Origin of the sequence: Ensifer sp. KUDG1, from assembly GCF_050434285.1 — a bacterium.
GTDB lineage: Bacteria > Pseudomonadota > Alphaproteobacteria > Rhizobiales > Rhizobiaceae > Ensifer.
In genome coordinates this window covers 961,252-980,991 of the sequence record NZ_JBNDIG010000002.1, presented here as the reverse complement: position 1 = coordinate 980,991, position 19,740 = coordinate 961,252, and the positions used below count along the sequence as shown (strand labels likewise).

The window sequence follows — 19,740 nt, the reverse complement described above, 5'->3', positions numbered from 1 at the left end:
GCGCCAAGTGTGTGGGCCACCGCAAGCGGCAGCCCACTGATCGGTTCGTGGCTCAGAGCTTGATGCGGAAACGCGCAAAACCCTCGGCAGCGTCACCGGCGTCCTCGATCGTCACGCCCTTCACCTGCGCCAGGAACTGCCGCGCCTTCGGTCCGCTGTCGAAGGTCACGCTGGTGCCTGCGAGCGGGACGAAGGTCCAGTTGGCGTCGGCCGACGGGTTGATCGTGCCCTGCTCGATGATGTAGCGGACCACCACATCGCGGTTGGTGTCGGGCGCGACGAAGACCACCTTGTCGGCGCCGATGTCGGGGAAGTTGCCGCCGCCGCCGGCGCGGTAGTTGTTGGTCGCTACGACGAATTTCTGAGCCGGATCAATCGATTGTCCGTTGAACTGCAGGTTCTTGATGCGGTTTGAGGCGGCGTTGATGGTGTTGCCGTCCTTGTCGAACTTCGGCGGTACGGAAAGGTCGATCTGATAGGTGACCCCGTCGATGACGTCGAAATTGTAGGACGGGAAGCCGCCGTTGATCAGTGGCGCGTCGGAAGCGCCCGGCTTGACCTCGTTGAAGATCCCGGCAGACATTTCCAGCCAGTTGCGTACCTGCTCGCCGGTAATGACCACGGCCTGCACCGTGTTCGGATAGAGGTACAGATCCGCGACGTTCTTGATGGCGATGTCGCCGGCCGGAACGTCGGTGTAGTAGTCGGCGCCGCCGCGACCACCGGCCTTGAAGGGGGCAGCCGCCGAAAGCACCGGCAGGTCGCGGTGTTCGGTCTCCTTCAGCATGTCCTTGATGTACCAGGTCTGCGCCTGGCTGACGATCTGCACCGACGGATCGTCGGCGACCAGGGCAAAGTAGGAATAGAGCGGCGCGCTGGTCTTGCCGACGGGCGTGCGCACATAGGCAAGCGTCGCCTCGTGGTCCTTCTGGGCGGCCGCCAGGACCTCCGGCTTGTCGGCGACCTCGGCGATGACCTTCTTGTCCTCGCGGCGGTAGATCGGGCGTGCCTCGCTCGTCGAACTGACGACGCGCCATTTGCCGCCGTCGCGCTCGATCAACAGGTCGATCAGGCCGAGATGCGAGCCCCAGAAGCCGCCCATGACGCCGGGCTTGCCGGAGATCAGCCCCTTCTCGTTGTCGACGCCGGCAATCTCCTTGAACTTCGGTCCGGGGAAATCCAGGTGGCTGTGGCCGGTGACGATCGCATCGATGCCTTCGATTGCGGCCAGCGGCACGGAGGCGTTCTCGAGGTTCTCCGCATAGGCCTGCTGGCCGATACCGGAGTGCGAGAGCGCCACGACGATGTCGGCGCCTTCTTCGCGCATCTGCGGCACCCAGGCTTCGGCCGCCTTGACGATGTCGCGGGCATTGGCTTTGCCTTCCAGGTGCTTGGCGTCCCAGGTCATGATCTGCGGCGGTACGAAGCCGATAAGGCCGACGCGGATCGAATGCTCCTGGCCGGAACCGTCCTTCACCTTGCGGTCGAGAATGACATAAGGCTTCAGGAACAGTTCGTCCTGGCGCGCCTTGGCGGCAAGCGATCCCTTCGTCAGGTTGGCGCAGACCACAGGGAAATTCGCCCCGTTCAGCACCTTGAACATGAAGTCCAGGCCATAGTTGAATTCGTGGTTGCCGAGCGTGCCGCAGTCATAGCCGAGCACGTTCATGGCGGCGACGATCGGGTGGATGTCGCCATCCTTCATGCCGCGCTGATAGGCGATGTAGTCGCCCATCGGATTGCCCTGCAGGAAGTCGCCGTTATCCACGAGCATGGAGTTCGTCGCTTCGGCGCGGATGGCGTCGATGATCGAGGCGGTGCGCGCAAGGCCGACCGTGTCGTTAGGCTTGTCGCCATAGTAGTCGTAGGGGAACACGTGGACGTGCAAGTCCGTCGATTCCATGATCCTGAGATGCGCCTGATTGGCGGCGGCGCGCGCCGAGAATGGATGCAGCATGACGAGTGCCGAGGAGGCCGCGGCCCCCGCGAGAAGCGAGCGGCGCGTGAGGTGAAGCGGGGAAGTCATCGATGTCATGCGGTCCTCCATTTATCAAGAATGCGGGTCTTCATGGAAAAGGAATACAATCGGGAGTTTTGTTCGCTGGTCACCGAACGACGGTGGGTTGGAGCCGACTATGCCGGAAAGCCGCCGTTTCCGAAAGCGGCAGATTTTCGCACTGAAAGGTCGAGCAACAGCGGACACCTGGTAAAGTTTTCTTCAAGTTTCCTGGTTAACGGTGCTCCAGGAAACGGAACTTTCTCAAGCACATGCCAAACGCCAACCTTCTTCTCTTCGTCGGCGAGGCGCTGGTCTACGTGACGGCGATGATCGGGCTGTTGCACCTTCGTGCCCGACTGGGGCTCGGGGTATTTGTCGCCGCCCTTGGCGTCATGCACTTCATCGAAACCTATCTCGCTGCGGTCTTCTATGTGCAACTGCCGTTCGGCGTGATCTCGCCGGGATCGGCCGTCCTGTTTTCCGGCAAGTTGATGATGATCCTCCTTCTCTATGTGAAGGAGGACGCAGCAACGGTGCGCCAACCGATCTATGGCCTGCTCGCCGGCAATTTCCTGACGGTGGCGCTCAGCCTTCTGCTGCGGCAGCACGATACGGTGTCGATCGTCGCGGAGCGCTCCGCCGACCTCGCCTTCATCGACGAGATGGGATGGCTGATGGTCTGGGGGACGACGATCCTCTACTTCGATGCGCTGATGATCATCCTGCTCTACGAGCGCCTCGGTCGTTGGTTGCGTCACTTCGTGACTGTCCGTTTCCTCATCTGCGGTGTAGCGGTGCTCACATTCGACCAGGCCGCCTTCTATGCGGCGCTGCGCTGGTGGAACGGCGCGCCGGCGGAGGTCTTCTGGGGTGGCTGGATGGCGAAGATGCTGGCGGCGCCCTTCTATGCCCTTGCCGTCGGCCTTTATCTCAACCTCTCGCGCCACCCGTCGCTTGCCATGTCGGACCGGCCGCTCGGCGATATCTTCAACACGCTGACCTTCCGTGAGCGCTACGAGGACCTCTTGTCGCGCTCCGGGCAGGACACGCTGACGGGCTCGCTCGACCGCAGCCGATTCGAGGTCGAGGCACCGGCAATGCTGCACGCCGCGAGCGCCGAAAACGCAGCCGTGACGCTGATGATCATCGACGTCGACCACTTCAAGGGCGTCAACGATCGCTTCGGGCATCTCGAGGGCGATCGCGTGCTCCAACAGCTGGTCGAAACGGTGAAATCAAAGATTCGCCCCGTCGATCGCCTGTTCCGCTACGGTGGCGAGGAGTTCGTCATCCTTTGTCCGGAGATGGACCACGTGGATGGGCTGCGGCGCGCCGATGAAATCCGGATCGCGATATCGAGCCAGTTGTCGACGCCGGATGGGCGCCCGGTGACGGCGAGCATCGGCCTATCGTCGACGCCGGCCGATGGGGGCTCGGTCGAGCATCTGCTGGCGCAGGCCGATCTGAGGCTCTATGCCGCCAAGGGACGCGGCCGCGATTGCGTCGTCGGCCGGTAGGGTCTGCGGCCGCCTTCAGATGCCGACATTCGGCCGATCGATGATTTCGCGCAGCGAGAAGCTCGAGTTGATCTTCACCACGTGGGGCAGGGCCGAAAGCCAGTCGCGGTGAATGCGCTCGTAGTCCTGCAGATCCTTGGCCGCCACCCGCAGGATATAGTCGTATTCCCCCGACATCAGGTAGCAGACGAGCACGTTCGGACAGAGCTTTACCGCCGCCTCGAATTCGGCGAGCGTCTTGGCGAACTGCCCCGAGAGCGAAATGTGCACGATGACCATGATCTGGTAGTCGAGCGCCTTGTGGGCGATCCGGGCATGGTATCCGGCGATCGTTCCCGACTTTTCCAGGATGTCGACCCGGCGCGAGCAGGCCGACGGCGAGAGCCCGACCTTGGCCGCGAGGTCGGCATTCGAGATCCGACCGTTCTGCTGAAGAATGCGCAGAATCGCATGATCGATGGCGTCAAGTTCGCTCATTGGTGATTTCCCTCAATATTTCTCCAAATTCCGCAATATTCTTCGAAATCAATGCGCGTTGGCTTTCGTCTTTGCAAGGACATTCGATTGTCCGCGTGTTTTGCTGATTGCCTCGTCAAAAGCGGCGCAAAGCCCATTACAGGAGAGGAACGCAAGAATGCGTGTCGGTTGCCCGAAGGAAATCAAAAACCATGAATATCGTGTCGGCCTGACGCCCGGCTCGGTGCGTGAATATGTTGCCCATGGCCACGAGGTAATCGTGGAAACCAAGGCCGGGGCAGGGATCGGCGCGGACGACGATGCGTACCGTGCCGCTGGCGCGAAAATCGTCGCGACGGCAAAGGACGTGTTCGAAAAGTCGGACATGATCGTCAAGGTCAAGGAGCCGCAGCCCTCCGAATGGGCGCAACTGCGCGAAGGCCAAATTCTCTATACCTATCTGCATCTTGCGCCCGATCCGGAACAGACCAAGGGCCTGCTCAATTCCGGCGTCACGGCGATTGCCTACGAGACCGTCACCGACGATCGCGGCGGCCTTCCGCTGCTCGCGCCGATGTCCGAAGTTGCCGGGCGCCTGGCGATCCAGGCCGGTGCGACCTCGCTCCAGAAAGCCAATGGTGGCCGCGGGATCCTGCTCGGCGGCGTGCCCGGCGTGCTGCCGGCCAAGGTGACCGTCATCGGTGGCGGGGTCGTCGGCCTGCATGCCGCCCGCATGGCGGCGGGGCTCGGGGCTGACGTCAGCATCATCGATCGCTCGATCCCGCGTCTGCGCCAGCTCGACGATCTCTTTTCCGGCCGCGTACACACGCGCTATTCGACTATCGATGCGCTGGAAGAGGAGGTCTTCTCGGCCGATCTCGTCATTGGGGCCGTGCTGATACCGGGCGCTGCGGCACCGAAGCTCGTGACCCGCGAAATGCTGACCGGCATGAAGAAGGGGGCTGTCATCGTCGACGTCGCCATCGACCAGGGCGGCTGCTTCGAGACCTCGCATGCGACGACCCATTCCGACCCCACCTATGAGGTTGACGGCATCGTGCACTACTGCGTTGCGAACATGCCGGGCGCGGTACCGGTGACCTCGGCGCATGCGCTCAACAACGCCACGCTGCATTATGGTCTGCAACTCGCCGACAAGGGCCTGAAGGCGATTGCCGAGGACCGGCATCTGCGTGCCGGCCTCAACGTGCACCGCGGTCGCGTCACCAACGCGCCCGTGGCCGAAGCGCTCGGCTATGATGCCTATGCGCCCGAAGCAGTTCTGAACGTCGCCTGACAATCGTTTCGGCCCGGCAGCAATGCCGGGCCCATTTCGTCTCAGGCCAGCTCTATCCGGCACTGGTAGCAATTGTTCCGGGTGGAGCGGACGTGCACGGACGTAACGTCCGGTCTCGACAGCAATTCTGTCGCGCGACTTTCCACGTCTTCCCTGGCAACAACGTCGCCGGTTCCATAGACGATGCGCTCGTCCGCGCCGTAGCCGCGCAGCAGGTAGTCGGCGCGTGAGTTCAGGATCGGCGGCAACGCGTCGCCGTCATGCGCCGGGCAGGCCTCGGCGTGCATGAACACGGGCCCGGTTTCCGCATAGGGCTGCAACGAGGAAAACGGCCGAAGCGCGAAAACCAGATAGGGTGCGCCGGCCCCGACATAATCCAGGCAATGACGGCAGGGTACGCCGCCGCCATCGGAGATCTGTCGCTCCGGCGCATTGCCATAGGCGTCCAGCCCGCCTTCTCTCATCCGGCGAGCTTCCGCGTCGGACATCGGAATATAGCGCAACGACATAGTGTATCTCCTTGATCGGCTTTTGTTGTTCGATCAGGAGAGTGCACTGGCCGCAGCAATCGGGACACCCGGAACTTGCCGCATGGTGTTCTTCAGAGGTTCTTCACCAGCTTCAGAAGTTCGGCATCGGTCAAAGGCTTGACTGTGGCTTCGCGGGTCGCGACCGGCGAGAAGCCGAATTGCTGATAGAGCTGCAGCGCGCGGGGATGGTCGAGGTTGTTGGTGGTCACCGTCAACTTGCTCGGATTCAGCGCCCAGGCAGCAAACAGCGTCTGCAGCAGGAACCACTTGCCGAGCCCGAGGCCGAGTGCGTGTTCCATCAGGCCGAAATGCACAAGCTCGACCACGTCGTCGTCGCCCTGATGCAGCTCGAAGAATCCGGCCGGGGCGCCGTTGACGTAAAGGACCGTTACGCTCCGCCGCTTGTCTCCAAGCAGGGCAGCCAGATCCTCGTCGCTCATCCGCAGCCGTTCGGTCCAATGCCAGCGGCGTCCGACGCGCAGATAGAGAAACCGATAGTAGCCGAGCGGAATGTCGGAGACGCGCAGGATCGCGGTCTGGATGTTGACCGGCATCGGCAGGCTCTGCTTCGGCGGAGCCGTCATTTCGAGTTCGGTGACGTGCGCCGTCAGCGAGGCGAGCTTCGGAGTGCGCATGGCGTCACTCGCGACCCGTGACGACGGCGGTGTCAGCGCGCCCGCCCCATTCCGACCAGGATCCGTCATAGAGCGTGTTGTCGGTGTGGCCGAGCGACTGCAGCGCCAAGGTGATGATGGCGGCAGTCACGCCCGATCCGCAGGTGGTGACCACGGGCTTCGAAAGATCGACGCCGGCGGCGGCAAATGTCTGGCGGAGGCTCTCAAGATCCTTCAGCTTCCCGTTTTCCGAAAATACGCCGGACGGCAGACTGTGGGCGCCGGGCATGTGGCCCGAACGAAGGCCGGCGCGCGGCTCGGCTTCCTCGCCATAAAAGCGCGGGGCGCCGCGGGCGTCGGCGATCTGGATCGCGCCATCGGCGACGATCTGCTTCATCCCCGCGAGAGACGTGACCGCGGCCGGCGTGAAGCTCGGCTTGAACGTGGCCGGCTTGGGCGAGGGCACGTCCGTGCTGACGGGCCGGCCTTCCCGGTTCCAGCCGTCCATGCCGCCATCGAGTACATAGACATTCTTGGCGCCCATGATGCGCAATTCCCACCACACGCGTGGCGCCGTCATGATGCCGGGGCCGTCATAGACGACGATCGTGTCGCTCTCGCTGACGCCGAGCGCGCCGACGGCTTCGGCAAAAGCTTCCGGCGAAGGCAGCGTGTGCGGCAGGCCACTCGTATGGTCGGCAATGGCGTCCTGGTCGAAGAAGACCGCACCGGGAATGTGCCCGGCGTCGTATTCCGCCTTCGGGTTGCGCTTCTGTGCCGGCAGGTACCACGACGCGTCGAGGATCCGGATCGAGGGATCGCCAAGGCGCTCCTGCAGCCAATCGGCGGAAACGACAAAGGCGCTCTTGTTGTTGGTCACGGTCGCAACTCCTTACTCAAACTGATGCGCGGTCTTCGGGGGTACCGAAGCGGATACGGAACCGGCGGTTCTCCTTACCCTTTTTCTCGATCTTGGCGATGTGGATGGCGCCGACTTCCTGCGTTTCCGACACATGCGTGCCGCCGCAGGGCTGACTGTCGATCGCCGAATTCTCGCCGATGCAGACAAGGCTGACGCGCCCAAGGCCGATCGGCGGGCGAACATTCTTCGACTTGACGATGCCGGGGTTGGCGGCGAGTTCGTCGTCGGTGATCCACTGGACGTAAACGGGGTGGTTTTCGTCGACGAGCTTCATCAGCGCTGTCGTGACCTCGTCCCGGTCGATCGTCTCGCTCATGTCGAAATCGACACGGCTCTCGTCCTCGCCGACCGAGGCTCCGGTGATCGGGAAGGGACAGACGACCGAAAGAAGGTGGCAGGCCGTGTGCATACGCATCAGCCGGTAGCGGCGCGGCCAGTCGATGTGCAGAACCAGCTTCTCGCCGATCTCGGGTGCCGGCTGGCCCTCGGCCGGCACGTGGATGATGATGTCCTTGGTCTGCCCATGGCGGGCGACCGCGATGTCGATGCGGCTGCCATCGGCGCGCTCCAGAAAGCCCGTGTCGCCGGGCTGGCCGCCGGAGGTGGCATAGAAGCAGGTCTGATCAAGCTCGATCCCGCCGTCTTCGAGGATTCCGGTGACATTGGCCTCGCAGGTCGAGAGGTAGAAGTCGTCACGGAAGAGGGCGGTCACGGTCCTGGTCATCGCATTCCTATCCAACTGATTCGTATGGCACTGCAATGTTGGAAGCCGTCTTCAACCACGTTGGCACCGGCAGCCCCTTGGAGGCGAGGAAGTCCGGGTTGAAGAGCTTCGACTGATAGCGGTTACCATAGTCGCACAGGATCGTCACGATCGTATGTCCCGGTCCGAGATCCTTGGCGAGCCGCACCGCGCCGGCGATGTTGATGCCCGTCGAGCCGCCGACGCAGATGCCTTCCCGCTCGATCAGATCGAAGACGTACGGCACCGCTTCCGAATCGGGGATCTGGTAGGAGAAGTCGGGCGTGAAGCCTTCGAGGTTGGCGGTGATGCGGCCCTGGCCGATGCCTTCGGTGATCGAGCTTCCCTCGGACTTCAGTTCGCCATTGGTGTAGAAATTGTAGAGTGCGGCCCCTTGCGGATCGGCAAGGCCGATCTTGATCGCCGGGTTCTTCGCCTTCAGCCCTTGCGCGACACCGGCTAGTGTTCCGCCGGAGCCGACGGCGCAGATGAAGCCGTCGACCTTGCCATCCGTGTCGCGCCAGATCTCGGGCGCCGTGGTCTCCACATGGGCGTCGCGGTTGGCAACGTTGTCGAACTGGTTGGCCCAGATCGCGCCGTTCGGCTCGGACTTGGCCAGTTGCTCGGCGAGCCGGCCGGAAATTTTCACGTAGTTGTTGGGGTTCTTATAGGGAACGGCCGGCACTTCGACGAGCTCGGCGCCAAGCAGCCGCAGGGCGTCCTTCTTTTCCTGGCTCTGTGTTTCCGGGATGACGATGACGGTGCGGTAGCCGAGTGCCTGGCCGACGAGCGCCAGCCCGATGCCGGTGTTGCCGGCCGTGCCTTCGACGATGACGCCGCCCGGCCGCAACTGCCCGGTGCGTTCCGCATGGCGGATGATCGAAAGGGCCGCCCGGTCCTTCACCGATTGTCCGGGGTTCAGAAACTCGGCCTTGCCGAGGATCGTGCAGCCTGTCGCGTCGGAAACGGATTTCAGCCGGATCAGGGGCGTGTTTCCGATTGCTTCGAGCACGGACGGGAGAATGGCCATTTTCAGAACCTCGTGTTTGAAGACAGGCACCGCGGCAAGGCGGCACGTACCAGGTAAAAACGAACGGCGGGCGGCGAATATCGACAACGTTCCGGGACCGCCGAAATGTTGGCGTGTTTTCGGCTCAGCCTGCACTTCAGGCAAGAAATAGCGTTTCGCCGTCGCTCTGTCCCGAACAAAAATCGTCTCCAGGGACGGCGAGAGCCGGCGGCAAGGAGCGCTGCCGCGAAGAAGGGCCGGGCAAGTCATTTTTCGCCCACAGAAGGAGATGCGTACGTGTTTCCCGGCGCGTGCCGAGGAGTGAGTGATGAGTATTCAATCTACGAAATCGGAACAGAAACTGGCTTGGGTAACGGGCGCAAGCTCGGGAACCGGGCGGGCACTGGCGCTTGCGCTGGTGCGCGAAGGCTACTCCGTCGTCGTGACGGCGAGAAACCACGACAGGCTCGTGGATCTGCAGCATGAAGCGGCAAGTGAAGGGCGGATCACCGTGCTCGACGGCGATGTCACCGACCCCGCCGACATGGAGCGGGTGATGGCGGCGATCGAATACGATCACGGGCATCTGTCTCTCGTGGTGCTGAACGCCGGGGTCGCGCTGCCGGTGCGGGGAGACGAGCTTCACCGCGAGGCCTTCGAGAAGAGCTTTGCCGTCAACCTCAACGGCGTCGTCAACTGTCTCTTGCCGGCGGTGGAGCACATGAAGGCGCAGGGGTACGGACACATCGCCATCGTCTCGTCGGTGGCCGGCTATGGCGGATTGCCGACCAGTGCCGCCTATGGCGCCACCAAGGCCGCGCTGATCAATATGGCTGAAAGCCTGAAGTTCGATCTGGACCGGCTCGGTATCAGGCTGCAGATCATCAGCCCCGGCTTCGTCGATACGCCCGGGACCGCACATATCCGATTTCTGAGACCAGCACCGGTGACCAGCGAGGAGGCGGCAAGGCGTATCGTCGCCGGCCTGAAGTCGCGACGGTTCGAGATTGCCTTCCCGCGCCGCTTTGCCTACGCGGTGAAGCTCATGGATCTTTTGCCCTACAGCCTCTATTTCCGCGTGTTGAGCTGGCTGACCCGCGGCAAGGCGGAGGCCATGGAAGGCAAGAAGCACGCCGGACCCGGCGGGCACCCGCGTCAGGCGGTGTGAAGCACCAGCACAGCGCCGAAGATGAGCGCCAGCCCGACCCAGCCGATCGGCTTCAGCTTCTGGCCGAACAGGAAACGGCCACAGATGGCCGTCCCGAAGATCCCGGTTGCGCCAAGCACGGCATAGGCAATGGCGAGCTCCATGCCCTTGGTGGCTTCCGCCAGGAAGGCAAAGGCGGCGAGCACCAGCAGGATCGAGAGAATGCCCCAGCCACGGCGGGCGAACCCCTCCGATTTCGTCGATGCAAGGTTGGCCCCAATATCGAGGATGCCGGCCACGACCGCGAGAACGAAGTAGATGCTAGGCGCGCTCATCGGCGGCTCCTTCACGCGCTGCTTCGTTTTCCTCATGATACTCGCCTGCATTGACGAGCAGGATGCCGACGATCGCCATCGAAAGCCCGAGCATTTCGCGTCCGGTCAGCACATGGCCGAAGACGAAAACCGAAACCAGTGTGATGATGGCGACCCCCGAACCTTCCCAGATCGCGTAGGCGACGCCGACCGAAATCGTCTTCACGGCCTTCGCCAGGAAGACGTAGGAGAGCGCGATCGAGACATACATGACGATGTGGCCGAGGTAGGAGCCGCTTTCGGAAGCGGCCTTCATCACCGTCAGGCCCACCACTTCGGTCGCGATGGCGAGCGCGAGGAAAAACCATGCAAGACGCATGCTGTACCTTTGAACAGAAACTTGGATCGACCGCCTCTTAAGCGCTACGGGTGACGCGGTAAAGACGCGGCGTACGCTTCACTCGAAGACGATCTGCCGGACATCGATGTTGCGGGCGCGGAACCCGGCCTCGCAATAGTAGAAGTAGAACTCCCACAGCCGCTTGAAGCGCAGGTCGAAGCCGAGCGGCTCGATCCGGTTCCAGACCGCCCAGAACCGCTCCCGCCATTCGCCGAGCGTGCGGGCATAGTCTACCCCGAAGCCGAAGTCGTTGATCATCCGCAGGCCGACATTGCGGCCAAGCTCGACCAGATGCTCGCGCGTCGGCAGCATCCCGCCTGGGAAGACGTATTTCTGGATGAAATCCGGATTGGAGCGATACTCCTCATAGGATTCGGGCTTGATCGTGATGATCTGCAGTCCGGCCTTGCCGCCGGGTTTCAGGCACCGCTTCAGCTGCGAGAAATAGGTTGCCCAGAATTTTTCGCCGACCGCCTCGAACATCTCGATCGAGACGATGCGGTCATAGGTGCCTGTTTCCTCGCGATAGTCCTGGAACTTCAGTTCGACACGGTCGGCAAGGCCGGCCCGCTGCATGCGCTCGCGGGCGAAGGCCAGTTGCTCGCGGCTGATCGTCAGCCCGGTGACCTTGCAGCCGATTTCCGCTGCCGCGAACTCGGCAAAGCCGCCCCAGCCGCAACCGATCTCGAGCACGTGGTCGCCGGCACGCAGATTCGTCGCCTCGGCCAGCGCGCGGTACTTGGCTTTCTGCGCCGAGCGGAGATCGTTGGCGCCGGTGGCGTAGAGCGCGGACGAATAGGTCATGCTCGGATCGAGCCATTCGCTGTAAAACGCATTGCCGAGGTCGTAGTGGGCCTGGATGTTGCGGCGGGCGCCGGAGCGGGTGTTGGCATTGCGCCAGTGCAGGAACTTGTCGAAGAGGCGCAGAAGTCCGCGCGCGCGGTTCGGGAAATTATTGCCGATTTCGGCGTTGACGAGGAAGAGTTCGAGAAAGGCGCCGACATCGGGACTGTCCCAGTCGCCGTCGATGTAGCTTTCCGCGGCCCCGATGGTGCCGCCTGAAATGGCGCGCTGGGGCAGGTTCCAGTTGTTGAGATTGAGGATGGCGCTGGGGCCGGCCCTGGCGCCTTTGATCACCAGCCGGCGACCATCTGGCGTGGCGAGCATCAGCGTTCCCACCTGAAGGTGCACCAAGGCGCCAAGCACCATGCGCGCCTTGAGCGGAAAATCCCGCACGGCCGTCGCCAGGTTGTCGGAAGATAGCTCCACCGCATCGGAAAATGCAGCAAAATCGGCTTCCAGGTTACGCACACACCACCCCCTCAGCTGTTGCATCCGTAAGGTGAGCCTAGCCGCAATCGGGCAAGACGCCAACTGAGGAATTCTACCGGAGGGTCTATGGGCCCTCGGAATCTCCCGGCGCGCCTGTGACTTGCCGGAAAGCCGCCAGTGCCCGATCCCGCGCAACGGCATGGTCGACCATCGGTTTGGGATAGGTCGTACCAAGTTCGATGCCGGCTTCCGCAAGGGCTGTGGCGGGCGCTGCGAAGGGGCGATGGACATAGCGCGGGGAAAGGCGCTCCAGTTCCGGCACGAAGCGCTTCACATAGAGACCATCGGGGTCGAATTTTTCGCCCTGCAGCAGCGGATTGAAGATCCGGAAGAACGGTGCGGCGTCCGCGCCCGATCCGGCGACCCACTGCCAGCTTGCGCCATTGTTGGCCGGATCCGCGTCGACTAGCGTGTCACGGAACCACGCTTCTCCCTTTCGCCAGTCGACGAGCAGGTCCTTGATGAGAAAGGAGGCGACGATCATGCGGACGCGATTGTGCATGTAGCCGTGACGCCACAGCTGGCGCATGCCGGCATCGACGATCGGGTATCCGGTGAGGCCCTTGGTCCAGGCGGTGAAATTGTCCTCGTCGTTCAGCCAGTGGAAGCGGTCGAATCGACGGTCGAGGTTGCGGCGGGGGAGCTCAGGATAATGAAACAGCAGATGGTAGGAGAATTCGCGCCAGGCGAGCTCCTTGCGGAAGGTGGCGGCCCCTTCGCCGCTGTCGGCCTGGGGGCCGGCTGCCGCATGCCAGGCCTGCGCCGGCGAGATTTCTCCAAACGCCAGATGGGGCGAGAGCAGGGATGTGCCATCCGCATCGGGAAAGTCGCGGCGACGTTTGTAGGCGTCGAGCTTTTCGTCGATGAATTCTTCGAGGCGGGTGGCCGCGCCGTCTTCGCCCGGCGTCCAGACCTCGCTGAATGTTGCTGCCCAGTCCGGCTTTGTCGGTAACAGCGACCAGTCGTCGAGGCGCTCCGATCGCGGCCAGGTTTCCGGTGCTGCAATATGGTGCGGCCGGTCGATCGGCGGTGCCGGCTCGTTTTTCAGCTCGAGCGCGCGCCAGAACGGCGTGAACACGCGGTAGGGGCCGCCCGTGGTCGTCAGCAGCCGCATGGGCTCGTGCAGCAACTGTCCTGCAAAGCTCTCGGCGGTGATGCCCCGTTCGGCCAGCGCCTTCTTAAGCGCGGTATCCGTGGCGATGCCGCTCGGGTCGTAGCGGCGGTTCCAGTAGATGCGCTCCGCGCCGCTTGCGCGCGCGATCTCGACGATCACGTCCAGCGGCGTGCCTGATCGAAGAACGAGGCTTGAAGCGCACTCGGTAAGACTTGCGCCCAAAGCTTCAAGCGAATGGTGCAGCCACCACTCCTGAGCCGCGCCGAGCGGACCGTTGCCGCTGTCGGCGGGTTCGCGAATATAGAGGGGAATGACGGCGGCTTCGCCGGCAGCGGCCGAAAGGGCGCGATTGTCGGCCAGGCGAAGATCCTTGCGGAACCAGACGATGATGGGCGGCGCCGCGGCCTTTGTCATGGAGAACCATCGGGAGGTTGGGGATTGATCACCCAGGGAACATAGGTGCAAAATGAAAAAGAGCCATTCGCATCGCTGCAAATGGCTCTTTTAGAAAGTGGCTCCCCGGGCCGGATTCGAACCGGCGACCTGTCGATTAACAGTCGAATGCTCTACCGCTGAGCTACCAGGGATCATCCGCGCCGCTGTTGTGCTGTGCGCTTCAGAAGTGAGGCTGCTAATACGCATGCTTTTCTGATTTGCCAAGCGCTTTTTTCAAAAAAAATGACAAGTTCCGTTGCGAGGCTGTGGAGAAGTCCCCAATTGTGGGAAAACACGCCGGATAGGGAATGATGAATAAAAACAGGAAGCAGATGCATTTCGGCATTGATCCGCAGACACGACAGATCGTGCTGGGCAAATGGCGCATCGCGCTGCCCGACTCTCCGCTCTTGCGCATCCTGCTGGGTTCGCTGCTGGTGTTCTGCGGTTTTCTCGGCTTCCTGCCCGTGCTGGGCTTCTGGATGATACCGCTGGGCCTGATCGTGCTTTCCCACGACATTCCCTCGGTTCGCCGCCGTCGTCGTCGCCTGGCCGTCTGGTGGGCGCGCTGGCGCGGGAAAACCAATTCCTCGAAGGGTTCCTGAGCCGAACGCCGTTTGCCGCTCCTCTTGTTGCGGGCAGGGGCCGTTCCCAGTCCTTCGGGCGGTCGCGGTTCGATTCCCGAATATTTCAAGAACCGCCGTGATGCTCAGGGCGAATGACCGGTTCGTCGCAGGCTTCCCCTCTGTTGGGGTACCCTCGAAAACTTTTCGGCAACCCATCAAACGCATAATGCGGTCTCGAATCAGGATGGGGACCGATGGCCAAAGCCACTACGAAACGTCGACGCCGCAGTTCGGGCAGAAGCAGCAGCAAGCAGGGCGGCATGGCGCCGTGGTATCTGGCCGCAGCGCTCACCCTTGGCGGCGTCATGGCCTATGACCATCGCGCCGAGTTGCGGCACTGGCCCGTGGTTTCCGATGTCGTGGCTTTTGCGTCGCGAACGGAAACGAAGCCGAAGCCTCCGCGTGCCGTTCCTGAAGCGCAGGAGCGCGTCGCGCATCAGGCGGACAGGCACAAGCCTAATCCGAAGCCCGACCCGGTCACGAAGGTCGCCCTGGCCGCACCGGTGCCGTCGGTGAATGTCGGCGTCACGCCGCCAACCCCCGTCGTGCGGCCGAATGAAGAGGTGAAGACGGCGTCCATCCGCACCGACCAGTTTTATTTCTGCGGCATTCGCAACGACAACTGCGTGATCGATGGCTCCACCTTCGTCTTTCATGGCGAGACGATCCGTGTCGCCGACGTCGATGCGCCGCGAATCCGCCAGGCAAGCTGCGACAAGGAGCGTTCGCGCGGCTTCTACGCCAAGCAGCGCCTGCGCGAGTTGCTGAACGCGGGCGACTTCAAGCTGGTTTCGGCAGGCGGGCGATCAGACGCCAAGGCCGGCGAAAAACTGCGCCTGGTTACCCGTGGCGATCAATCTCTTGGACGCGTGCTTGTCTCCGAGGGGCTCGTGCGCCCGTGGGATGGACGCCCGACGCCCTGGTGCTGAGATCAACCGGGAGCCGATCGGCGGGCATCGGCGATCGTTCTGTGGAAAGTATCTATCCAACAAATCGACGGCGCGTTTTTCAGAAAATGCCTCTTGCGGTTTTTCTGCAATCATTCTAAATCCGCGCCAACGCTTGGTTATCCGAGCTGTGAGGCCTCGTGGCGGAGTGGTGACGCAGAGGACTGCAAATCCTTGTACCCCGGTTCAATTCCGGGCGAGGCCTCCAAAAATCTCACCTCGTTTGAATTGGTTTGACGTTCTGCCTTAGGGCAGCGCGGGTCGTTTCGCGACCCCACGTCCGCGCAAGCCACGTCTCCTATGCCTCCGTCGGATCTTATCGCTTCGGTGAAATCGGTAGAGGGGGAACGATGACTCCGCTGAGATCAGCCGCATCGGTAGCGTCCGTCAACATTAAGAACGGAGGCAATGGCATCAATGAAAAAGAGACTGATCCTGACGGCGTTGGCGTGTTTTGCGGCGACCGCTATTGAGGCGCACGCTGACGACCTGGTTTTCCAGCTGAAGAACAACACCAGCGTGGTACTGACGAACTTCTATACGTCACCGGTCGGCGTCAATGAGTGGGAAGACGATGTTTTCGGTCGGCAGGTCCTGAACCCCGGCGAGAGCATGGAGATCACCATTGCCGACGGGCGGGACGTCTGCAAATACGACATGCGATTCGAATTCGAGGAGGGCTCGGCCCTCGATACGACCGAGGACACGCAGGATCTCTGCGAGCTCGGAGAATATACGATCCACGAATAGACGATCTGGATTTCACCCGAAATGGAAAGAGCCTCGCCAATTGCCTTGGCGAGGCTCTTTTTTGATCCGGTGTTCTGCCTGCAGCTCAATGGTAGCGGCGGATCAGCCCGACAAGCTTGCCCTGGATCTTCACGCGATCCGGTCCGAAGATGCGCGTCTCGTAGGCGGGGTTGGCGGCTTCGAGCGCAATCGACGCGCCCTTGCGACGGAAGCGCTTCAGCGTCGCTTCCTCGTCGTCCACGAGCGCCACGATGATGTCGCCGGGATTGGCCGAGTTGCCGTTGCGGATGATCACCGTGTCGCCATCGAAGATGCCGGCCTCGATCATCGAATCGCCCTTCACTTCAAGGGCGTAATGTTCGCCGCTGCCGATCATGTCGAGCGGCACGGTGATGTCATGGGTGTTGTTCTGGATTGCCGAGATCGGAACGCCGGCAGCGATGCGCCCCATCACCGGGACGGAAACTGACGTGCTTTCGGCAACTGGGGCGGGCTTCGGCGCGGCAGGAGCGGCCGCCGGCGGCTTTCCAAGGCTGCCTTCGATCACGCTCGGCGAGAAGCCTCTGCGCGGCTGCTGCTGGCCGGCGGCGTAGGCTTCCGGAAGCTTGATGACTTCGAGCGCGCGCGCCCGGTTCGGCAGCCGGCGAATGAAGCCGCGTTCTTCGAGCGCGGTGATCAAACGGTGGATGCCGGACTTCGACGCCAGGTCGAGCGCATCCTTCATTTCATCGAATGACGGCGGTACGCCCGACTCCTTCATGCGTTCGTGAATGAACAGAAGCAATTCCTGTTGCTTGCGGGTCAGCATGGCACGTCGCTCCAGAGGCGTGAAACAAATCAAGAACAGACACTATCTGTTCCATATGTGTTCCGCAAGTGCCTAAAATTCCGTGAATTCAGGCAATTGGCCGCTTCTGCGGGTGTCGATCGGTCACTTTTGCGGGAGCAGGGCGCCTATCGGCGACGGTGCGTGCCAAAAACGCGCCGGCAGGCACCAGTCGCGCAGCTGATTCGAGCGAATCACGGGGCTCTATGAGGAGAGATTTAGGTCGCTTGCGAGGTCGAGCAGGCGTCCTCGAACTCCTTCACCGTCTCTGCGCTGTTGTCTTCCGGAAGCACCGCGTCGGCCGCGTCGGTCGCGACGGGCGTGTCGCCGTCATAAACGAAGGACTGGATGTAGAACGCCAGCGCGCCCTTCCACACGTTGCGTCCATCGATCTGGTGGCACGGCACGGCCCGTTCGAAATCGGTCTGGAGTTCATCCACCGTCGCAGCGCTGAGCTTGACGTCAGGCATATTGGGCGATGCGACTATCGAAGCGAGAAGCAGGGCGGCAAGCACGGGGAACGTCCACTTGATGAAGGGGTGGCACTACAGGGTGGGAAACGATGTGAACCGTGCTTTCGTTCCGAAGTCCAGCAAGCATGGCGATCACTCTGCCGTGTTCAACAGCTCTTTGCCTGCAGGCTGTGTCTGATTTGCGCCAGCCGCTGCACCTCGAGTTCATCTTGACCGTTCCTCTTGCGACGGGCGAAGAACGCACCGGCACTATCGGCTCTGGGGCCGGGGGTGGGGGATGCGCAAAAATCCCTGCGAGGAAGGGGCTTCACCGTCTCGACAGGAGGTCAAAAAAAGATAACTTTGCGTGGAAAGTGGAGTAATTGCATGCGTAGATTGTCGTTGGTGGTGCTCGGTCTGTTGCTCACGGCCGGAGCGGCGTCTGCTGAAGAAGGGCGTTCGAACATCTGGAAACGGATCAACGCCTGGACGGTGGGGTCCGATCCTTCCCTTGGAGGCTCGTGTTACGCCGCGACGAGCTATGATGCCGGCGCGATCCTTCGTATCGGGTTTTATCCGCGGGGGTCGGCGAACCTGGCGTTTCTTTCGATCGGCAATGCCGAGTGGAAATCCATCGAGCCGCAGCGGGAATATGACGTCGCCCTGCAGCTCGACCGTGGTCGCCAGTGGCCGGCCGTTGCGTTCGGCGTCGATCTTACCGGCGCCAAGGCCCTCGTCGTCAACTTTTCCAACACCGACTTCTTTACCGAATTCGTTCGCAAGAACACCTTGGCGCTGGCCTTCGAGGGACGCGTCGTCGCGAGCCTCAGCCTGCGCGATTCGATGAAGGCGGTGAGCGAGATGTTCAAATGTCAGGAGGCGGTGAGCGCCCTGATCCCGAATGGCGGGCAGGGGGCAGCGAACGATCCCTTTGCTGGCGCCGGTGGCACTGCCCCGAACAACGATCCGTTTGCCGGTGGCGGCCAGACCAAGTCGTCGAAAGATCCTTTTGCCATGTGATGGGCGCGTCCGCTTGCCGCAGAGAGGTGAATATTCCTAAAATGTTGCTGGTATCGGGCTCGGTACCCTCGACAGCGGCGCGGGGACCTATCAAAATGCGGGCAAACGGGGGTTTTGCATGCGTAGATTGCTGGTCGGATTGGTAAGCTGTCTGATCGCCGCGGGATCGGCTGCGGCTGAGGAGTCCGAAATCATCAAGTGGAAGGACGTCGACGGTTGGACCGTTGCATCCGACACCTCGATGGAGGGCTCCTGCTTCATCTCGTCGGAATTCGACGGCGGCGTCACCTTGCGCCTCGGGTTCTATCCCAAGGGCTCCGAGTCGCCGCTCTACATGAGCTTCGCCAGCGACGACTGGCGGTCGCTCGAGGTCGGCAAGGAATACGACCTGACGTTCCGCTTCGACAAGACCGAGCCCTGGAGCGCTTCGGCGACCGCCGCTGGCGACGCGAGCGGAAAGTTTCTGTTCGTGAACGTGACCGACGCCGAGTTCCTGACGGGCTTCGTGCGCAAGCGGGGCTTGGCCATCGCGTTCGAAGATCGCGTCATCGCCAATCTCAGCCTGCGTGGCACCGGCCCCGCAGCCGAAGAGCTGATGAAGTGCCAGAAGGCAGTCGACGAGATCATCGCCGACGAGGGCCGCAAGTCCAAGGAGAAGAAGGCGGATCCGTTCAATGCACCGAGCGAAAAACGCTCGGCACGGGATCCGTTTAGCCTCTGAAAACAGGGGCGCGCGAGCGGGCGTTGTTGCGCGAAGGCCGGGCGGTGGCCGGGACGAGTGGTGTCCCCAGAGAAACTCGAACTTGCGATCTGCTGATTACAAATCAGCCACTCCTCCAGTGCTTCGGCAATTGGCTCAATTCTGTTTGCCTTGGTGGAGCCGAAGGGAGTCGAACCCTCGACCTCCGCAGTGCGATTGCGGCGCTCTCCCAACTGAGCTACGGCCCCGTGCCATCCAGTCAACACGACGGCCGCCGAGCCTGTCAATAGACGCGCGCCAGCACGCCCGCTCGAACGTCGTTGCCCGATAAGTGTTGCTCGATCCGGCTAGGAGGAGCGAGGCCGTCGGGCTCTGAACCGCTTCTGAACTCCACCCATTGTCGAACTCTGCCGGCGGGTTTACCCTGCAACCGGACGATGGCGCTCCGTGAGCCTCGTTGAAGTGTCGGCGGTACACGCCAACCATGAAATGCCGTCCGGGCACCGGTTGTGAACGCCATGATGCCCGCGCCAATTACACGATTTTCGTATGTGAGATAGGCCCCTGCCGGCCCGCTGTTCCCATCAGAAA

The 19,740-nt window shown here is 62.3% G+C and carries 21 protein-coding genes and 3 tRNA genes; 9 read left to right on the top strand and 15 right to left on the bottom strand.

The features are described from left to right. Nucleotides 1-52: 52 nt before the first annotated feature. The gene (locus M2267_RS10310) at nt 53-2,026 is read right to left on the bottom strand and encodes a bifunctional 2',3'-cyclic-nucleotide 2'-phosphodiesterase/3'-nucleotidase (RefSeq protein ID WP_429114531.1); all 1,974 of its coding nucleotides are present in this window, start codon (nt 2,024-2,026) and stop codon (nt 53-55) included. Between the two features lie 242 nt (nt 2,027-2,268). On the opposite strand from M2267_RS10310, the gene M2267_RS10305 reads away from it, so the two are divergent. Then, nucleotides 2,269-3,516: a diguanylate cyclase gene (locus M2267_RS10305; protein WP_429114425.1), complete on the top strand. Its 1,248-nt coding sequence runs from the start codon at nt 2,269-2,271 to the stop codon at nt 3,514-3,516. A gap of 15 nt (nt 3,517-3,531) precedes the next feature. Here the strand turns inward: M2267_RS10305 and M2267_RS10300 are convergent, their stop codons facing one another. Continuing rightward, nucleotides 3,532-3,993, bottom strand: coding sequence for an Lrp/AsnC family transcriptional regulator (locus M2267_RS10300; RefSeq protein WP_034791115.1), 462 nt, complete (start codon nt 3,991-3,993; stop codon nt 3,532-3,534). Nucleotides 3,994-4,150: 157 nt separating this feature from the next. Here M2267_RS10300 and ald point away from each other — a divergent pair, with 157 nt between their 5' ends. After that, nucleotides 4,151-5,269 (top strand): alanine dehydrogenase, encoded by a 1,119-nt coding sequence (ald, locus tag M2267_RS10295; RefSeq protein WP_043620387.1) that lies wholly within the window; start codon nt 4,151-4,153, stop codon nt 5,267-5,269. A gap of 41 nt (nt 5,270-5,310) precedes the next feature. Here the strand turns inward: ald and M2267_RS10290 are convergent, their stop codons facing one another. The 5 genes from M2267_RS10290 to M2267_RS10270 form a co-directional block, all read right to left on the bottom strand. Continuing rightward, nucleotides 5,311-5,778, bottom strand: coding sequence for a DUF1203 domain-containing protein (locus M2267_RS10290; RefSeq protein WP_429114422.1), 468 nt, complete (start codon nt 5,776-5,778; stop codon nt 5,311-5,313). 92 nt (nt 5,779-5,870) lie between these two features. Then, the gene (locus M2267_RS10285) at nt 5,871-6,434 is read right to left on the bottom strand and encodes a GNAT family N-acetyltransferase (protein ID WP_043620393.1); all 564 of its coding nucleotides are present in this window, start codon (nt 6,432-6,434) and stop codon (nt 5,871-5,873) included. Between the two features lie 4 nt (nt 6,435-6,438). Continuing rightward, the gene (gene sseA, locus M2267_RS10280; protein ID WP_429114420.1) at nt 6,439-7,293 is read right to left on the bottom strand and encodes a 3-mercaptopyruvate sulfurtransferase; all 855 of its coding nucleotides are present in this window, start codon (nt 7,291-7,293) and stop codon (nt 6,439-6,441) included. A 16-nt stretch (nt 7,294-7,309) separates the two neighbouring features. Beyond that, a complete protein-coding gene (locus M2267_RS10275; protein ID WP_429114418.1) occupies nt 7,310-8,059 on the bottom strand; it encodes an alanyl-tRNA editing protein in 750 nt (249 codons plus the stop codon). Nucleotides 8,060-8,066: 7 nt separating this feature from the next. Next, nucleotides 8,067-9,107, bottom strand: a complete 1,041-nt coding sequence (locus M2267_RS10270) for a cysteine synthase A (protein WP_429114417.1) — start codon at nt 9,105-9,107, stop codon at nt 8,067-8,069. Between the two features lie 304 nt (nt 9,108-9,411). Between M2267_RS10270 and M2267_RS10265 the strand changes: the two genes are divergently transcribed. Then, nucleotides 9,412-10,254 carry an SDR family NAD(P)-dependent oxidoreductase gene (locus M2267_RS10265; RefSeq protein ID WP_429114414.1) on the top strand — a complete coding sequence of 281 codons (843 nt, stop codon included), beginning with the start codon at nt 9,412-9,414 and terminating at the stop codon, nt 10,252-10,254. Here the strand turns inward: M2267_RS10265 and M2267_RS10260 are convergent. From M2267_RS10260 to M2267_RS10240, 5 genes are all read right to left on the bottom strand, one after another. Then, nucleotides 10,242-10,568 (bottom strand): SMR family transporter, encoded by a 327-nt coding sequence (locus M2267_RS10260; RefSeq protein WP_043620407.1) that lies wholly within the window; start codon nt 10,566-10,568, stop codon nt 10,242-10,244. The genes M2267_RS10265 and M2267_RS10260 overlap by 13 nt on opposite strands. Further along, nucleotides 10,555-10,926, bottom strand: coding sequence for an SMR family transporter (locus M2267_RS10255; RefSeq protein WP_429114412.1), 372 nt, complete (start codon nt 10,924-10,926; stop codon nt 10,555-10,557). The genes M2267_RS10260 and M2267_RS10255 overlap by 14 nt, the downstream gene beginning before the upstream one ends. A 78-nt stretch (nt 10,927-11,004) precedes the next feature. Further along, nucleotides 11,005-12,282: a class I SAM-dependent methyltransferase gene (locus M2267_RS10250; protein ID WP_429114410.1), complete on the bottom strand. Its 1,278-nt coding sequence runs from the start codon at nt 12,280-12,282 to the stop codon at nt 11,005-11,007. 61 nt (nt 12,283-12,343) lie between these two features. After that, nucleotides 12,344-13,807: a cryptochrome/photolyase family protein gene (locus M2267_RS10245; RefSeq protein WP_429114408.1), complete on the bottom strand. Its 1,464-nt coding sequence runs from the start codon at nt 13,805-13,807 to the stop codon at nt 12,344-12,346. A 98-nt stretch (nt 13,808-13,905) separates the two neighbouring features. Then, nucleotides 13,906-13,980, bottom strand: a tRNA-Asn gene (locus tag M2267_RS10240). 159 nt (nt 13,981-14,139) lie between these two features. Between M2267_RS10240 and M2267_RS10235 the strand changes: the two genes are divergently transcribed. The 4 genes from M2267_RS10235 (at nt 14,140) to M2267_RS10220 (ending at nt 16,151) form a co-directional block, all read left to right on the top strand. Continuing rightward, nucleotides 14,140-14,433, top strand: a complete 294-nt coding sequence (locus tag M2267_RS10235; protein ID WP_043614612.1) for a hypothetical protein — start codon at nt 14,140-14,142, stop codon at nt 14,431-14,433. A gap of 215 nt (nt 14,434-14,648) precedes the next feature. After that, complete coding sequence (locus tag M2267_RS10230) at nt 14,649-15,383, top strand: thermonuclease family protein (protein WP_043614241.1); 735 nt, start codon at nt 14,649-14,651, stop codon at nt 15,381-15,383. Between the two features lie 152 nt (nt 15,384-15,535). Then, nucleotides 15,536-15,609, top strand: a tRNA-Cys gene (locus tag M2267_RS10225). A gap of 209 nt (nt 15,610-15,818) precedes the next feature. Then, entirely contained in the window at nt 15,819-16,151 is a 333-nt protein-coding gene (locus M2267_RS10220) for a hypothetical protein (protein ID WP_156134018.1), read from the top strand. A gap of 85 nt (nt 16,152-16,236) precedes the next feature. On the opposite strand, the gene lexA is transcribed toward M2267_RS10220, so the two are convergent. Both lexA and M2267_RS10210 read right to left on the bottom strand, forming a co-directional pair. Beyond that, nucleotides 16,237-16,959: a transcriptional repressor LexA gene (gene lexA / locus M2267_RS10215; protein ID WP_043614246.1), complete on the bottom strand. Its 723-nt coding sequence runs from the start codon at nt 16,957-16,959 to the stop codon at nt 16,237-16,239. A gap of 236 nt (nt 16,960-17,195) precedes the next feature. Next, nucleotides 17,196-17,447, bottom strand: a complete 252-nt coding sequence (locus M2267_RS10210; protein ID WP_052201701.1) for a hypothetical protein — start codon at nt 17,445-17,447, stop codon at nt 17,196-17,198. A 273-nt stretch (nt 17,448-17,720) separates the two neighbouring features. On the opposite strand from M2267_RS10210, the gene M2267_RS10205 reads away from it, so the two are divergent. Both M2267_RS10205 and M2267_RS10200 read left to right on the top strand, forming a co-directional pair. Beyond that, nucleotides 17,721-18,449: a hypothetical protein gene (locus M2267_RS10205; RefSeq protein ID WP_429114405.1), complete on the top strand. Its 729-nt coding sequence runs from the start codon at nt 17,721-17,723 to the stop codon at nt 18,447-18,449. Nucleotides 18,450-18,567: 118 nt separating this feature from the next. Continuing rightward, a complete protein-coding gene (locus M2267_RS10200) occupies nt 18,568-19,170 on the top strand; it encodes a hypothetical protein (protein WP_156134020.1) in 603 nt (200 codons plus the stop codon). Between the two features lie 151 nt (nt 19,171-19,321). Here M2267_RS10200 and M2267_RS10195 read toward each other — a convergent pair. Then, nucleotides 19,322-19,397: transfer RNA gene (locus M2267_RS10195), tRNA-Ala, on the bottom strand. Nucleotides 19,398-19,740: the final 343 nt, after the last annotated feature.

Coding starts and splice junctions, on each gene's coding strand:
- M2267_RS10290 (WP_429114422.1), bottom strand. CDS start 5,778: ATGTCGTTGCGCTATATTCCGATGTCCGACGCGGAAGCTCGCCGGATG.
- M2267_RS10310 (WP_429114531.1), bottom strand. CDS start 2,026: ATGACTTCCCCGCTTCACCTCACGCGCCGCTCGCTTCTCGCGGGGGCC.
- M2267_RS10245 (WP_429114408.1), bottom strand. CDS start 13,807: ATGACAAAGGCCGCGGCGCCGCCCATCATCGTCTGGTTCCGCAAGGAT.
- M2267_RS10260 (WP_043620407.1), bottom strand. CDS start 10,568: ATGAGCGCGCCTAGCATCTACTTCGTTCTCGCGGTCGTGGCCGGCATC.
- M2267_RS10285 (WP_043620393.1), bottom strand. CDS start 6,434: ATGCGCACTCCGAAGCTCGCCTCGCTGACGGCGCACGTCACCGAACTC.
- M2267_RS10250 (WP_429114410.1), bottom strand. CDS start 12,282: ATGCAACAGCTGAGGGGGTGGTGTGTGCGTAACCTGGAAGCCGATTTT.
- M2267_RS10300 (WP_034791115.1), bottom strand. CDS start 3,993: ATGAGCGAACTTGACGCCATCGATCATGCGATTCTGCGCATTCTTCAG.
- M2267_RS10275 (WP_429114418.1), bottom strand. CDS start 8,059: ATGACCAGGACCGTGACCGCCCTCTTCCGTGACGACTTCTACCTCTCG.
- M2267_RS10270 (WP_429114417.1), bottom strand. CDS start 9,107: ATGGCCATTCTCCCGTCCGTGCTCGAAGCAATCGGAAACACGCCCCTG.
- M2267_RS10235 (WP_043614612.1), top strand. CDS start 14,140: ATGAATAAAAACAGGAAGCAGATGCATTTCGGCATTGATCCGCAGACA.
- M2267_RS10210 (WP_052201701.1), bottom strand. CDS start 17,447: ATGCCTGACGTCAAGCTCAGCGCTGCGACGGTGGATGAACTCCAGACC.
- M2267_RS10305 (WP_429114425.1), top strand. CDS start 2,269: ATGCCAAACGCCAACCTTCTTCTCTTCGTCGGCGAGGCGCTGGTCTAC.
- M2267_RS10230 (WP_043614241.1), top strand. CDS start 14,649: ATGGCCAAAGCCACTACGAAACGTCGACGCCGCAGTTCGGGCAGAAGC.
- M2267_RS10255 (WP_429114412.1), bottom strand. CDS start 10,926: ATGCGTCTTGCATGGTTTTTCCTCGCGCTCGCCATCGCGACCGAAGTG.
- ald (WP_043620387.1), top strand. CDS start 4,151: ATGCGTGTCGGTTGCCCGAAGGAAATCAAAAACCATGAATATCGTGTC.
- M2267_RS10200 (WP_156134020.1), top strand. CDS start 18,568: ATGCGTAGATTGCTGGTCGGATTGGTAAGCTGTCTGATCGCCGCGGGA.
- lexA (WP_043614246.1), bottom strand. CDS start 16,959: ATGCTGACCCGCAAGCAACAGGAATTGCTTCTGTTCATTCACGAACGC.
- M2267_RS10220 (WP_156134018.1), top strand. CDS start 15,819: ATGAAAAAGAGACTGATCCTGACGGCGTTGGCGTGTTTTGCGGCGACC.